10 protein-coding genes and 1 pseudogene are annotated in these 15,552 nt (G+C 64.5%); 4 read left to right on the forward strand and 7 right to left on the reverse strand.

Annotated features, from left to right (window positions below):
* Positions 1 to 3,499, forward strand: a 3,499-nt coding sequence (locus tag ON27_RS22250; RefSeq protein WP_043731140.1) for a multifunctional oxoglutarate decarboxylase/oxoglutarate dehydrogenase thiamine pyrophosphate-binding subunit/dihydrolipoyllysine-residue succinyltransferase subunit, incomplete at its 5' end; no start/stop codon positions are given.
* Between the two features lie 194 nt (positions 3,500 to 3,693).
* Here ON27_RS22250 and ON27_RS22255 read toward each other — a convergent pair.
* Together ON27_RS22255 and ON27_RS22260 are read right to left on the reverse strand one after the other, a co-directional pair.
* Positions 3,694 to 4,086 carry a PIN domain-containing protein gene (locus tag ON27_RS22255; protein ID WP_043731143.1) on the reverse strand — a complete coding sequence of 131 codons (393 nt, stop codon included), beginning with the start codon at positions 4,084 to 4,086 and terminating at the stop codon, positions 3,694 to 3,696.
* Entirely contained in the window at positions 4,086 to 4,343 is a 258-nt protein-coding gene (locus tag ON27_RS22260; protein ID WP_043731146.1) for a hypothetical protein, read from the reverse strand. Before ON27_RS22260 ends, ON27_RS22255 begins: the two co-directional genes overlap by 1 nt.
* Positions 4,344 to 4,477: 134 nt before the next feature.
* On the opposite strand from ON27_RS22260, the gene ON27_RS22265 reads away from it, so the two are divergent.
* Positions 4,478 to 5,455, forward strand: coding sequence for an ADP-ribosylglycohydrolase family protein (locus ON27_RS22265; RefSeq protein WP_051046888.1), 978 nt, complete (start codon positions 4,478 to 4,480; stop codon positions 5,453 to 5,455).
* Positions 5,456 to 5,530: 75 nt separating this feature from the next.
* Here the strand turns inward: ON27_RS22265 and ON27_RS22270 are convergent.
* The 5 genes and pseudogenes from ON27_RS22270 to ON27_RS22295 all read right to left on the reverse strand — a co-directional run.
* A pseudogene (locus ON27_RS22270) lies at positions 5,531 to 5,976 on the reverse strand (transposase); the annotation flags it as partial.
* A gap of 250 nt (positions 5,977 to 6,226) precedes the next feature.
* Complete coding sequence (locus ON27_RS41440) at positions 6,227 to 8,308, reverse strand: AIPR family protein (RefSeq protein ID WP_083887735.1); 2,082 nt, start codon at positions 8,306 to 8,308, stop codon at positions 6,227 to 6,229.
* A gap of 664 nt (positions 8,309 to 8,972) precedes the next feature.
* Complete coding sequence (locus ON27_RS22285) at positions 8,973 to 10,409, reverse strand: serine/threonine-protein kinase (RefSeq protein ID WP_043731253.1); 1,437 nt, start codon at positions 10,407 to 10,409, stop codon at positions 8,973 to 8,975.
* 35 nt (positions 10,410 to 10,444) lie between these two features.
* Positions 10,445 to 11,266: a hypothetical protein gene (locus ON27_RS22290; protein WP_157227278.1), complete on the reverse strand. Its 822-nt coding sequence runs from the start codon at positions 11,264 to 11,266 to the stop codon at positions 10,445 to 10,447.
* A 388-nt stretch (positions 11,267 to 11,654) separates the two neighbouring features.
* Complete coding sequence (locus ON27_RS22295) at positions 11,655 to 13,655, reverse strand: N-6 DNA methylase (RefSeq protein ID WP_043731159.1); 2,001 nt, start codon at positions 13,653 to 13,655, stop codon at positions 11,655 to 11,657.
* A 187-nt stretch (positions 13,656 to 13,842) separates the two neighbouring features.
* Here ON27_RS22295 and ON27_RS22300 point away from each other — a divergent pair, with 187 nt between their 5' ends.
* Entirely contained in the window at positions 13,843 to 14,214 is a 372-nt protein-coding gene (locus ON27_RS22300) for a DUF732 domain-containing protein (protein WP_043731162.1), read from the forward strand.
* 50 nt (positions 14,215 to 14,264) lie between these two features.
* Complete coding sequence (locus tag ON27_RS22305; protein ID WP_043731167.1) at positions 14,265 to 15,494, forward strand: DNA sulfur modification protein DndB; 1,230 nt, start codon at positions 14,265 to 14,267, stop codon at positions 15,492 to 15,494.
* The last annotated feature ends 58 nt before the right edge of the window (positions 15,495 to 15,552 follow it).

The following is a 15,552-nucleotide window of genomic DNA, read 5'->3' on the forward strand; positions in this document are numbered from 1 at the left end:
CGCCAAGCCCGCCCCCGCCGCCGCCAAGCCCGCCGCGGCGACCGCGCGCACCCCCCAGACCACGCCGGCGCCGACCTCGAACGCCGCGCCGACCTCCGGCCCCAAGCAGGCCGACACCGCCACCGACCAGTCCAAGGTGCTGCGCGGCGCCGCGGCGGCGGTGGCCAAGAACATGGCCGCTTCGCTGAGCATCCCGACCGCGACCAGCGTGCGCGCCATCCCGGCCAAGCTGATGATCGACAACCGTTTGGTCATCAACAACCACCTCGCCCGCACCAGGGGCGGGAAGATCTCCTTCACCCACCTGCTCGGCTACGCCATCGTGCAGGCGGTCAAGGCCTTCCCGAACATGAACCGGCACTACGCCGAGGTCGACGGCAAGCCGCACGCGGTCACCCCCGCGCACACCAACCTCGGCCTCGCCATCGACCTGCCCGGCAAGGACGGCAATCGGTCGCTGGTGGTCGCGGCCATCAAGGGCTGCGAGGCGATGACCTTCGGGCAGTTCCACACCGCCTACGAGGACATCGTCCGCCGCGCCCGCGACGGCAAGCTCACCGCCGAGGACTTCTCCGGCGTCACCATCTCGCTGACCAACCCGGGCACCATCGGCACCGTGCACTCGGTGCCCCGCCTGATGAACGGTCAGGGCGCGATCATCGGCGCGGGCGCGATGGAGTACCCCGCCGAGTTCCAGGGCATGAGCGATGAGCGCATCGCCGAATTGGGCGTCGGCAAGCTGATGACGCTCACCTCCACCTATGACCACCGCATCATCCAGGGCGCGGAGTCGGGCGACTTCCTGCGCACCATCCACCAGCTGCTGATCTCCGACGATTTCTTCGACGAGATCTTCCACGGCCTCGGCGTGCCTTACGAGCCGGTCCGCTGGCGCAAGGACGTCCGCGAACGCGGCGTCGACAAGAGCGCGCGCGTGCTGGAGATGATCGCGGCCTACCGCAACCGCGGTCACCTGATGGCCGACACCGATCCGCTGCGGCTGGTCAAGGACAAGTTCCGCAGCCACCCGGACCTGGACGTCACCCAGCACGGCCTGACCCTGTGGGACCTCGACCGCACGTTCAACGTGGCGGGCTTCCACGGCCAGGAGCAGATGAAGCTGCGCGACGTGCTGTCGATCCTGCGCGACGCGTACTGCCGCCATGTCGGCGTCGAGTACACCCACATCCTCGATCCCGAGCAGCTGCAGTGGATCCAGGAGCGGGTCGAGCAGAAGCACGCCAAGCCCACCGTCGCGCAGCAGAAGTACATCCTGAACCGGCTGAACGCCGCGGAGGCCTTCGAGACCTTCCTGCAGACCAAGTACGTCGGGCAGAAGCGCTTCTCACTGGAAGGCGCCGAGGCCGTCATCCCGATGATGGACGCGGTGATCGACCAGTGCGCCGAGCACAGCCTCGACGAGGTCATCATCGGCATGCCGCACCGCGGCCGGCTCAACGTGCTGGCCAACATCGTCGGCAAGCCGTACTCGAAGATCTTCACCGAGTTCGAGGGCAACATGAACCCGGCCGCCACCCACGGCTCCGGCGACGTGAAGTACCACCTCGGCGCGCAGGGCACCTACCTGCAGATGTTCGGTGACAACGAGATCGAGGTCTCGCTCACCGCCAACCCCTCGCACCTGGAGGCGGTCGACCCGGTCCTGGAGGGCCTGGTCCGCGCCAAGCAGGATCTGCTGGACAAGGGCGACGGGCCGGAGGGCTACTCGGTCGTGCCGCTGATGCTGCACGGCGACGCCGCGTTCGCCGGTCAGGGCGTGGTCGCCGAGACGCTGAACCTGGGTGGCCTGCGCGGCTACCGGGTCGGCGGCACCATCCACATCGTGGTGAACAACCAGATCGGCTTCACCACCGCGCCGGAGAACAGCCGCTCCACCGAGTACTCCACCGACATCGCGAAGTTCATCGGCGCGCCGATCTTCCACGTCAACGGCGACGACCCGGAGGCATGCGACTGGGTGGCGCGCCTGGCGGTCGACTTCCGGCAGAAGTTCCGCAAGGACGTCGTCATCGACATGATCTGCTACCGCCGTCGCGGCCACAACGAGGGCGACGACCCGTCGATGACCCAGCCGTACATGTACGACGTCATCGACACCAAACGCTCGGTCCGCAAGGCCTACACCGAGAGCCTGATCGGCCGTGGCGACATCTCGCTGAAAGAGGCCGAGGACGCGCTGCGCGACTACCAGGGCCAGCTGGAGCGGGTGTTCAACGAGGTCCGCGAGCTGGAGAAGTACTCGCCAGGGCCGAGCGAGTCGGTCGAAGGCGACCAGCCGGTGCCCGCGTCGGTGGTGACGGCCGTGGACAAGCACATCCTGCAACGCATCGGTGACGCGTTCCTGCACGTGCCCGATGGCTTCAACGTGCACCCGCGCGTCAAGCCGGTGCTGGAGAAGCGCCGCGAGATGGCCTACGAGGGCAAGGTCGACTGGGCCTTCGCCGAACTGCTCGCCTTCGGCACGCTGATCGACGAGGGCCGCGCGGTGCGCCTGACCGGCCAGGACTCCCGCCGCGGCACGTTCACCCAGCGGCACGCGGTGATCATCGACCGCAAGACCGCCGAGGAGTACACCCCGCTGCACAACATCGGCAGCGAGAACCCGGGCTGGTTCGCCGTGCACGACTCGGCGCTGAGCGAATTCGCCGCCGTCGGGTTCGAATACGGCTACTCCCTGGGCAACCCCAACGCGCTGGTGCTGTGGGAAGCGCAGTTCGGTGACTTCGTCAACGGCGCGCAGTCGATCATCGACGAGTTCATCTCCTCCGGTGAGGCCAAGTGGGGCCAGCTCTCCGACGTCGTGCTGCTGCTGCCGCACGGCCACGAGGGCCAAGGCCCGGACCACACCTCCGGCCGCATCGAGCGCTTCCTCCAGCTGTGCGCGGAGGGCTCGATGACCGTCGCGGTGCCGTCCACCCCGGCCAACTACTTCCACCTGCTGCGCCGCCACGCACTCGACGGCATCCGCCGCCCGCTGATCGTCTTCACCCCGAAGTCGATGCTGCGCAACAAGGCCGTGGTCTCGGACCTGAAGGACTTCACCGAGAGCAAGTTCCGCTCGGTCTTCGACGAGCCCGCCTACGAGCAGGGCGTCGGCGACCGCGCCAAGGTCAAGCGCATCCTGCTGACCAGCGGCAAGCTCTATTACGAGCTCGCGGCCGAGAAGGCCAAGCAGAAGCGCGAAGACGTGGCCATCGTCCGCATCGAGCAGCTCTACCCGCTGCCCACCTACCGCCTGAACGAGGCACTCAGCGGCTACCCCAACGCCACCGACCTCGCCTGGGTCCAGGAGGAACCGGCCAACCAGGGCGCTTGGCCTTTCTTCGGCCTCAACCTCCCGGAGGTCCTCCCCGACCGCCTCGGCAAACTCCGCCGCATCTCCCGCCGCGCCATGTCGGCCCCGTCCTCGGGGTCCAGCAAGGTGCACGCGGTGGAACAGGCGGAGATCATCGCGGAGGCGTTCGAGCCGACGAGTTAGGTTGCTGAACTGACGCCGGGCTGGATCGCTCTATCAGAGAGAGCGACCCAGCCCGGCGTTCGCGTTTTCGCGGCATGACGGCTGATGGCGCCCAACCGAGTCTCGCTGTCGTAGCGAAGAAGTGTGGGGCAGAACCGTTGCCTCGCAAGCTTCCCGAATCGAATCCCGATCCGCTGTCCACAGCTACAACGCGTCTACACCTTCACTATCTCGATCTCTGTGCCGCACAGCAAGGCCATATCCTCAGGGTCCGATGTCACCACCGTGACCAGCCCGCGAACCGAGCGAGCGGTTGCCGCGAGAACGGCATCGATCGCGTACTTGTGGCCGCTCAGCCCGTGTTCCCGCAACAGTGCGGCACCCTGCGCGGCCAACTCACGGGTGACGGCGTGCACATCAATCTGTGACAGAGTCCAGGCGATCCGGGCCGGATGCACTTTGTTGTAGTCGGCTTCCACTGTCGTCATCGCCGTGGTCGCCACGCGCACGCCGTCCTCTTTGGCCGCCTGCACCCATGCGAGCATTCGGCGATTCTTCCGATACAGCATCGACAGCCCTTCACTGTCGAGAAACAGCACATCCGGCATCAGGCAGCCGATCCGCGCGAACCACGACGACGCCGCTCGAAACCCAATTCCGCCCGCGCCTGATCGATCTCCGCACGTGTCAGCGGCTCGTTGTCCTTCTCGAAATCGGCCACCAGCTCACCGAGCTTGTCCATCGCGACACGCTGCTCCAACGCCTCGGCGACGTAGGCGGAGAAGCCACCCGGGCCGACATAGGCCCGAGCCTGCTCGGCAAGGTCTTCAGGGAGACTGATCGAGTACTTCTTGCTACCACCCATGCTACTAATGCTACCATTGGTAATACACCGGCCGAATGACGATAGAATGCGGTGGCAAGAGGCAATGGTTATGCGGCCGATCGCATCGGAAGTGGGGTCGCGCCGCCCATTCGGCATGGCTACCATCGGACGCGATGCATATCGACTTGATGCTCGATTCACTCGACGGGCTGTCCGTGGGAGACGCGCTGGGTGCGGAATTCCCCATCATGGGCCGGGCGATATCGGATCTTCGGGCAGGAGATCTTGCTACCCGGCAGTGGGGGTGGACCGATGACACCGAAATGGCCTGCACCGTAGTCGCCGAACTCTCCGATCACGGTCGAATCGATCAGGATCGGCTTGCCGCCGCTTTCGCGCGACGGTTCGATCCGCGCCGTGACTACGGCTTCCTCGCGGTCGACACATTGCGTCGCATCCGCGACGGCGTGCACTGGCGGCAAGCAGCCGGAGCCGCTTTCGACCACCAAGGATCCTGTGGCAACGGCGCGGCCATGCGAGTCGCCCCGCTGGGCGCCTTCTACGCCGGAGATCCGGAAACAATTGTCGCCGAGGTTGTTCGGTCGGCGCAGGTGACGCATCTGCATCCCGAAGGAGTCCTCGGCGCTGTCGCGGTGGCACTCGCGGCCGGTCAGGCCGCTCATGCCCGCCTGCTCGGGACGCAGCCGACAGCAGAGGAATTCATCACCGCTGTCCTCGACCGCCTCGACGACGGTGAGACCAGCCGACTGATCCGCCGTGCTCGCACGCTGCTCGGAGCCTCCGCCGAGCAGGCAGCGGAGGAACTCGGTAACGGATCTCTGGTCACCGCACAGAACACGGTGCCCTTCACGATGTGGGTCGCGGCGACGCATCTGACCGATTACCCAGCTGCGATCACCACATGTATCGCGGCAGACGGAGACATCGACACCACGAGCGCCATTGTCGGCGGAATCGTCGCTGCCTACGCCGGCACCGGCTCCCGCCCCGGTCGAATCGCCGGGGTGCCACAGACCTGGCTTGCCACGCGAGAACCATTGCCCAGCTGGCTCAGCCCCGCCCTTCGAGCACGACGACGCGAGAAATCGATGTCCGGCCGCGTTCGAAAGTGGTTGACCGGCGCGTCGTAAGCAGGTCGGTTGTGACTGCCGGGCCGCTTATACGGTCGCCACTGCACCGACAGCGTTGGGCAATGACCCAGCGGACGCCACGACCTGGGCGTCGAGCTCGGCTGCCATGAGGGAGACCTGGGATTTGGAAAGCTTCGTCACGCCAAGCGATTCCACCAGCTTCTCCATCCGGCGTGTCGAGACGCCGAGCAGATAACAGGTCGCCACGACCGAGGTGAGTGCGCGTTCGGCGCGTTTGCGGCGTTCGAGCAGCCAGTCCGGGAAATAGCTGCCGGATCGCAGCTTCGGGACAGCGACGTCGTGCCGACACGAGTGTCGAAGTCGTGGTGGCGGTAACCGTTGCGGGAGTTGACCCGCTCGGTGGAGCGTTCGCCGTAGCCGGCACCGCAGACCGCGTCGGCCTCGGCGCTCATCAACGCCTGGATGAACGTCGACATCATGCTGCGCAGCAGATCAGGACTCGCGACGGCGAGTTGATCAGACAGCATCTTCGAGGGGCCGATAGGCTGGACAGCGGTCATCGCGTGGTTCTCCTTCGAGTGACTTTGGTCGGTCTCTTGAAGGATCACGCGGTGACCGTCCTCTATCCGGCTACGACACGCTCAGACATTGCTGGCGTCCGCTCGTACACCACTCTGCTGGACTCAACCGCAGCGACATCGGATTTTTAAACCACAGTCGTCGACGGGGGATCACGCCGGGCTAATCCCGCTCAACCATCGGACCGACAGGAATGATCGTCGGAGTATGCAGGATAACGCTTGCTACGAGTTACGGCTGCGACCGACTTTCGACAATATCTACTCTCGAGAGTTCCTTATAGGACTTTCCGTCGACGGTATGCCACCCGATGGGTCCGTTGGTTTGCACACCTTTCATTACGTTCGCAGCATCTGACGCCGAATCAAATAGCTCGTCTCGATTGAGAAGCAATTTTCCGTCATGAGGGACGAACACCAACGAATCCAAGAAATTTTGTCTGGTATCCCGGTAGCGCGGTGCTAGTGAGGGAGTATCACCAGCCGATGCAGTAGAACCCTTCAGAACTAGGAATCCGCCATCACAACGCCGTCCGTGTGCCAATGCTCCTCGTGCCTGCAAGACGAACACCGGCTCCGCACTGGATGGTCCCTGCTGCGCAGGATCCGATGCCGACTCCAGCTCGATGTGATCAACGCGCTTCAAGGCGAGCCGCACAATATTTTCTGCACTCTCTGGTTGATGAAGTTTTTTGGCGACTTTTTGCTGATTATTCTTGGAAAGATCGGCGGGCATGTACATGTTGATCTGATCGGTCAAAGCCTTCAGGACACAATTCGTCAGGAAGCCCACTCTTCCGAGCTGGGGCGACCAGTCCGCGTCGACATGGGCAATCGTCGAACTATCCAGCATTTGGAATACTGCGTGGGTGATCAGCCGATTCCCATGCACTGCAACAGTTTTCATGCGTTCGTCACATGATGCGTCGACCTCGCCTAGGGTATTTTCAACCAAGCGAAGGACCTGGATTCGTCGCCATACCTCCACAACAGAAGTACGTGAATTGAACAGCCCTCGGTAGAGCGCCGCTTTCGTCGACTCCCAGATTCTGCTTATCTCCGTCTTTGCCACGCAGGCCAACTCAGCGGACTCTGCACAGGCCATGGCCGCGACAGCCTCCACCACCGAACATTCACGTCTGCCAGGTGATAGGTGGTCTGTACTACGGAGTATATACTCCATGTCATAGGTGAGTCGGAAGTCGTCGCGTAGGCGAATCTGATTAGGCTCCAGCGCAAGGTAGTCCCGCGAATAGATCCTATTTTGTGAATTTGCCGCGAAAGTCACAGTCGAGCCGAACCCTTCAGGACAATCCGCCAGTGCAATGAATCGGACGGCGACCTGAGCTATTGCTACAGCTTCCGGATTGTCTTTGCGAGCCCGGTGTATCTGCGTAACCGTTTGAGCGCCATTGACGATACTGACATTTGTGAAGCGGAAGAATGTCTCGTCGCCCGATATGCCCGGCGCTTGCGGCCAATCCTCACAAAGGATAGTCAGTCCATTGTGCAGATACCAGAACTTTTTTGGCTCATCGAGGAGGGTTCGGTATATTGATTCGTTTATGTCGGTCACACCCAGTGAGGTGCGAAGGTTTTCATCGAAGAGTTTCGTTCCGTAGCGTTCATACCATTCCGCGAGGGCACCAGCGGATATCCTTCCGTAGATCGCCCGGTACGGTCCCATAACTTGCCGCCAACCGTAGAGACTGGCTTCAACGCTGGGTGATCTTGTTTGGGACTCCAGAACAATTTGTCGATGGAAATCGCGGAGGCGAATTTGCTTCTTGGTGATGAAGCCCGGACCAGCAAGCCTTCTAGCGAAGACCTCCTCGACATTGTCGTCGATATTCCGATCAGATGTTGCAGCAACTACGAGAACAACCGAAACACCGGGCTTATTCAAAAGGGGGCGGAGTTGTGGCAACATCGCTGCGGCACGCTTGTTCTCACGATGAAAGCGGCCTTCCCTCAGGCAGTCCAGGCCATCCAGCATCTTGTGCGCCTCGGAGACGTCAATGACCTTATTCCCGTTGTCGTGCCACTTTGCCTGGACCAGATAGATCGTACTGCCATCCGGGTGTACAGCGATCGCATCGATGCCATCGTCCTGGCTTCCGTCTGTGCCGCATTCGGCTGCCTCTCGGACGTCGGAGCCGGTCAAGATCCGAACAGCCATCGCGGCCAAACCCCGCGACAACAGCTGCTTGGTGTTCTCCGAACCGTTCCGATGGACATGTGGAACGTAGTCACGCTGAACAGCCAAACTGAGCTGCGAAATCTGAAGCTTGGTCTCGTATCCCCCAGCGGTCATGACGGGAGAATCTACCCGATCGCGTCGCAGTTCGACCGGAGGGCGGATTGCGTTGAGACTGTCGAGCTTTCATGACCATGCAGCATCTTGACGCGCGCAGTCGTGTAGGACGTGGATCGCCTTGGCCAGCAGCCCGGCCTCGTCCGGGCAGCAGGGCCGGTGTGCGTAGTACCTCCCCCGTCTTGACCTGGGAGGTACTACATGTCCGCCCGGGCGGGCAGCCTCGCGGTATCGCATTTGGGCCCTCCCGTGATCCCGGTCAGACCATCCATGTAGCTCGTCCATTCACGGTTTCGCTCTCCGGGTCGCACAGCCAACCCATGCCCTCAGAGTCCGAGTCACCACCGTGACCGACCCGCGAACCGTAGTCGGCTCCCACCCCGCCATCGGCGTGGTTTCCACCGCCGAAATCGACCACCAGAACTGCGCGCCGCCGCATGTCGCGATCTATCATCGAGTGCCGATGAGGGTCCGTGCTCCACCAGAAGGGGGCACCCTATCCGCCCGGAGGTCGTTACGAGTTCGAAGCGCGCGGAGGAAGATGTGACGCATACTGGGCTGTGGGAGAGGACTGCACGTCGGCGGAAGGGGGACTGCGGTGCGGGTATTGGCCTAACCTGGGATAACTCTGCGCTCGTCCACAGCGCGCGCCCCACGCAAGCCTTCACGATCTCGCCCGACGAATGCCCTCGATCATTTCACCCAACTCCACCACTCGCCGGTCCGCGGCCCCGTACCGCGACTCCATCTGAACCTGCAACCGCTCCAAGCGAGCCCACGCCGCGTCCAGCTCGCCGAGGTGTACCTGGCAGACCGCGAGGTGGCGCTGGCAGTGCATGACCTGGTCGTCGTATGGTCCGCGTTCGGCGGTGAGGTCGTCGATCAGCATGCGATAGTGTTCGGCGGCCTCATGGTGACTGCTCGCTTCCGCACGCAGGTCGGCGAGCTTCACGCGGGCGTCGACCACATCGGCGTCACGCGCGCCGAGCAGGGGGATCGCGGCCGCCACGACCGTTTTCAATTCGCGAATCGCCGGATGGTAGCGGGATTCGTCGGCGAGATGACGCGCCCGATCGATCGCCCGGTGCAGATCCGCGCGGCTGAAATCATCGGTCGGAATGGCGCCTGCCGATGAGTCTGTTGCGGGGTGGTCGAGCACTGCGGGCCCGAGCGTGGTGGTCGACATATGCGGCTGGGATGAAGCGCTCACCGCGAGCGCGTACAACCGTGCGGGACTGTACGCGTCATCGACCAGGGCACCGAGTTCGGTCGCGTGCCGCATCAGCACCGCGTGCACGATTCCCGCGCTCGCCGGCCGACTCTCAGGCTTCTTCTCCAGCATGCACATGACGGCCCCAGCCAGATCGGCTGGTATCTCGGGTCGCTCGGCGCGGATGTCCGGGGCAGGCCGGGAGACTTGGTTAGTCCACACCGTGAACGGGTTATCCCCCGCCATCACGCGATCGCCGGTGAGCAATTCGTGCAGGATCAGCCCTAAGGCATAGAGGTCGGTCTGCGGCGTCACCTCACGCGCTTCGATCTGTTCGGGTGCCATGAACGCGGGCGTGCCGATGGTCTGCCCGGTGCTGGTGTAGCGGCTGCGGCCGGAATCGGGGGCCACGGCCAGCCCGAAGTCGAGCACCTTGACGGTCCCGTTGTGGCAGAGCATGAGATTCGATGGTTTGAGGTCGCGGTGATAGATGCGATGCCGGTGCGTCGCTGCGAGGACCGCGGCAACCTGCGCGCCGAGGGCGGCGACAACTCCGATCGGCAGTGGACCGTGTCGGGCGAGCAGATTCTCGAACGTATCGCCCTCGACGAATTCCATGACGAGGAACGGCCGATGTCCATCATCCTCGACAGTTCCCGCGTCATGGATCGCCGGCATTCCGGGGTGGCTGACACTCGCCATCACCTCCGCTTCCCGCAAGAAGCGTTTGGTCCACTCGGGGTCGGCATCGAGGTTCACATGCGGGAGTTTCACCGCTATCCGGCGCTTCAGGTTTCGGTCGAACCCCTCATAGACCTGCCCCATCCCGCCGGCCGCAACCGAGCGGACGAGCTCGTACCGATCGCCGACAACCTGCGGGTGCACCGCCATCACCTCCGTGGATACACCGGGTCCGATATCCGAGATCACGCGCTTTCGGCGCCCGGACGTAGACGCCCGGTCGACAACCCTTCGTAGCCGATTCGCACCAACCGTTCGAGCTCCGTACGCCGCCGATGCCAAGCCTGCTCGAGCTCGCCCAACTTCGCGAAGGCGTCGGCATATCCGCGCTGTTCGGACAACGGAAGCCGGGCGAAGCCCACCTCATACAGGTCGATGCTGTCACCTGCGGCACGGGTGAGCGCGGCCCGCAGTACCCCTGCGAGGAATCGGGAGTCGATCACCCTCGCGTCGACCCGCAGCAGCTCGATGCCAGGACCGAGCAGCACACCGTCATCCGCGCACTGCCGTACCACCGATTCCCTCGCAACCACCGCGATGTCTCCCGCGCGTGTGATCACGGCACCGGGCACATCGGCGTCACCATGACGCGAGGGCGCACGACCCAGACGGATGTCCTTCACCGTCAGCATGGGTTTCGCGCCGTCACCGACCACCGTCGGCGGCGACTGGTGGAAACTCAGCGCACCTGCTTCGGCGAGTTCGCCGAGCGACACCATGCTGTGCGCGTCACCATTCGGCCGCAGGGGCGGCGGCGCTTCCACCGGCTGCTGCACGAGCATGGTGCGCAGCGCGGAGTACTCGTCGATCCATTCCGCGGTGGATCCGGCCGGCGCGAGGTCGACGCGCTCGTCGAGCCGATCCACCACGCGCACGGCATAGGGCGTCGCAGCGGGATGTAGCGGATTCGACCGGAAAGCCCGCCAGGCCGCTGCCGCACCCGCTGGGTCATCGGTCGCGTCGATGAGCAGCACATGATCGGGTCGATCACCGTCCGGCTCGCGCAACAGCCAATGATCCCGCCCACCAGGCGAGACCGGAGACGATGGCACGGAGTACACCCTGGCGCAGTAGGACACTACGCAGTGCCCGTGCCTGCCGACTTGTCGCCGCCGACGCGGGCATGAGCACCGCGACCGTCCCGGTCTCGGAAGCTCGGCCGAGGCAGTATCGCATCCAAGCTGTCGCTCCTTCGGCCGACGCCCACCGCCGGTCACCGTCGTTCCCGTGGTATCTCGGGTCGTATAGGGCCGCGTCGAGAGCTTGTTCGGCGAATTCGCGATCGCCGGGGTAGTCGGACGGTTCACGAGTCACGTCGATGCCTCCCCTCCTTCGCCACGTCAGAAAAACGGTAGCAGCGTGGCCCCGGACCAGCCCGATGAGCGAACCGTCTCGCTACTCGCCTGGACTCGAGAACCCCTCGGCCGGAACAAGGACCCCCGCGGTGAGTCCGGTGAACACTTGATCGGCGAGATCCTCCGCCGCTTCGGCGGCTCGCGCGGCGGCGGTGCGCAGCCGGAAGAAACGACGGAACAGAGCCCCATAGCGTTGTTGCTCCGGCAACGACACCACCGGGATGCGAAGCCGTGCCGGATCGAACCGCACTGTGGACATCCGCGTCGCGGCGACGTTGTCGGAGCCGGTGAGGAATCCGGCCACGAACCAGGGATCCAGACGTTCCCGGTCGACGCGCAGCGTATGCAGGTGCGCACCACGAATGGCCCTGACATCGTCCGGTCCGGCCACGCGAACGTTCCGTCCGCCCGTGCGATCGCTGCGGATCGCGGGAATCAGCACGTCGCCGAGTTCGATCTCCACCGCTTCCGCCGGCTGCGCCGTGCTCATCGTTCCTGATGCGGGTTTGCCCGCTCCGACGTCCGATGCCGTGAGCACCGGCCGCGCATCGCCCACAGCGCCGCCCTCCTTCATCGGCGACTGGGCCCGAATCCATTGCAATTGACCGTGGTTCACCAGATCGGCAACGGTCACCTGGCGCCATGACTTCGATGGCGATTCGGCCCACCCCGCCATCATCTCTCGCGCCGCAGCGAATTCGTCACCGGCCGCACCGAGCCGTCGGAGGGCAGCGTCGATCCGATCGGACACCGCGCCCGAGTCGAGTGACGAATGGACGTAACGGGCGGGTGTCAGGTCCACGGCATCGTCGAGTACGTCGATCCACGGAACGATGGCGGCGACCCCTGGCTCGGTCGGCGAAGGCGCTGCCGCGTCGAATGCGCGCCAGGCACGTACGACGCTGCCGGTGATGGCATCCCATGCGAGGCGGTCCTCACCATCCCCTTCGGCTTGCACCCTGGTGGTATCGATGAACAGCAGGGAGCCGGAGGGCCGCGCATCTGGTTCGGGGCTTCTCAAAACCCAGATCTGCAGCCCGACGTGCCACGGCGGCGCCGCTCCCGGCATCAGCCCGATCACCGCTCGCAGGACACCGGATCGGACGAGATTGGTCCGAATCTTGCGGCCCGAGGATCGCGACGCCACAGCCGGCGGCAGCAGCAACACCGCCGTTCCTCCCGGTCGCAGATGTGCCACCGCGTGCTGCGCCCAGGCCAGTTCGGACTCCAGACGCGGTGGCAAGCCATATTCCCAGCGGGTATCGAACGCGAGCTCCGCAACACCCCAATCACGTTGCCCATAGGGTGGATTCGTGAGCACAGCGTCGACCCGAAGGTCTGCGAACGCGTCGGCGAGCAGGCTGTCGCCGAGACGAATTTGCGGTTGTAGATCGGCCTGTGCCTGAATCGTCAATCGCGCCCGTTCGACTTGCACCGGCACGACATCTTGCCCGTAGAGGTGAACCGCGCCAACTTCGGCGGCGGCCGATAGCAGCGAGCCGCCGCCGCATGCCGGATCCAGTACGCTACGCACCGCGCTTTCCCCGGGTGCGCGGATCAATTCGGCCATCAATGCCGCCACTGGCTCGGGAGTTCCATAGACACCTGTCGCCAAGGTGTTCTCGAGCGCGCGATCGGCCAGTGCGTCGACCGCGGCCCGGACGCCCTCGATCGCGCTCACCCGTTCCATGAGCGGCACCGCACGCGTCACGAACTCGGCGTCGACAGCGTTTCGGTCGGCGCATGCCCACCCGTCCTCGGTGCGCCGCAAAGATCGCATGAACCGAAAGGCATCGTCCGGCGTAACGTCCGCGCGCAGCAGTGTCCGCAACTCGGCCATCGGCGACTCCGCGGGCCTGATGTCGCGTGCCGCCAACCATTCCCGCACCTGATGCAGGTCGAACAACGGCCGGGCCTCGCTGCCACCGACCGCCTTGGGGAAGTCGCTATGTCTGCGCCGCCAGTTGCTCACCGTCGCGCGGGTGACGCCGGCCAGCCGGGAGAGCTCTGCGGCGCTGACCGTGAACGCGGGTTTAGGCATGCCACTCCTATCCGGGCCTGTTCCGCTTACCTTCCTCGATTGTTGAGCAAAAGTCAACAAAGATGAACGTGTTGACATTGCTTTCACGAAAGCCGTATGTTTACTTCGCCTTGCTGGCCTCCGTGACGCCAACGCCCACTCATCGACGCCAGCGCCCCGGCACCACCACGACCATCACGGGGATTCCATGTTCACCTCCACCCGCACGCTCGCGACCCTGCTCGCCATCGGGGCGACCGCCACGCTCATCGTGCTGGCGCCGCCCGCAGTCGCCGCACCGCCCAGCGGATCGGCCGGCGGCTCGTCCTCCAGCGGCTGCGGGCCGCGCAGCGGCGCGGACTACCGCTTCCTGCGCGAGTCCTACTTCGACGAGGAGTCCTGCGGCGCCCAGGACGCGGCCATCCGGCTCGCCCTCACCAACTGCCGCTGGCTCGACGCCTACTGCAACTCCGTGCACAACCAGATCGTCCTGGCCGAGAAGCTGCGAGCCACGGTCGACTACCCGTACACCTTCCTCGACGCGTCCATCGACGCCTACTGCCCGCACCACCAGCTCTGAATTTCTTCGATCAACAGCGCGTAACCCCCGGAAACACAGAGGATTTCACTATGTCCGACAACCACATCGGCCTCCAGGAGCACGACGGGCTGGACAAGGCGCTAGCGGCCGCTTCCGGCGACGCGGCGTCGGCCGGCGCCCGCGTATTCCCCTGCACCGTGTTCCGCCAAGGACGGCGAACCATGATCTCGACGTCGTTCCCGTACGCCTTCCTCGCCCGCCAGGTCGTCTCCGAGTCGGTCGAGAAGGGCGGCGACCCGGCCAATACGACGAACCGGCCGCTGATGACCGACCACGTGAAGAACATCAACAGCTACGTCCGCGAGAATCCCGAGGATTACATCCTCCCGCCGGTCACCTTGAACGCTCGGCAACTTCCCGCGTTGCACGTGCCGCGCGGCAACTTCAAGAACCGCCTCGGCTTCATGGTGATCGGCGACGACGTCCGCTTCTACGTCACCGACGGACAGCACCGCATCACCGCGATCAAAGGCCACGGCGCCGGACGCTCCACCATTCCCGGCCTGGTCGATCTGGAAGCCGGCTTCGAGAACGACTGCCTCGCGGTGCTGATCGTCGTCGAAGACGACCTCAAGCGCATCCATCAGGATTTCGCCGATGCCGCTCAAACGAAGCAGATCCCGGCCAGCCTCCTCGCCGTGTACAACACCCGCGAGCCAGTCAACGGAGTTCTCGCCGATCTGGTCGACCGGACCCGGTTCTTCCGCGGCCGCGTCGACGCGACCTCCAAGACCCTGCCCAAGGCATCGCAGTCGGTGTTCCTGCTCAACCAGGTCCGCCAGTTCGTCAAGGAACTCCTGTTCGCCGACTACGCGCTCGCGGAGGATTCGGTGGCCCGGCAGAGCGCCCAGCTGATCGGCGACAAGGCCGCCCGCGACGAACTCGTCACCGACGCGGTGACGCTCATCGAGACCATGTCCGATCACCTGGATCCCTGGCAGGAGATCTGCGCGCTGCCCACCAGCGGTGGCCCGGCCAACCGGGTGGCCGACTTCCGCCAGAAGTACGTGAACATGACCGCCACCGGTCTCGTCATCATCGGTCGCGTCGCGTACGAGATTCGCAAGAGCCCTGATCTCGAGTGGCGTCTGCACCAGTACCGGCGCCTGGCGACCGAGATCGACTGGCGACGCAGCGCGACGATCTGGCAGAACAGCATCCTCTCGGTGGACGGCAAGGTCGCCACCCAGCGCGGCCCCGTCCGCGAAGCCTCGAATCGGGTCAAGAGGCAGCTCGGCCTGTTGCCCGATGGGGACTGATCGGGATCGAAGAAATCCCGCCCAGACGGAAACGCTGCGCGTCTCGGAGACGGTACTA

Origin of the sequence: Nocardia asiatica NBRC 100129 (assembly GCF_000308415.1) — a bacterium.
GTDB classification, from domain to species: Bacteria; Actinomycetota; Actinomycetes; order Mycobacteriales; family Mycobacteriaceae; genus Nocardia; species Nocardia asiatica.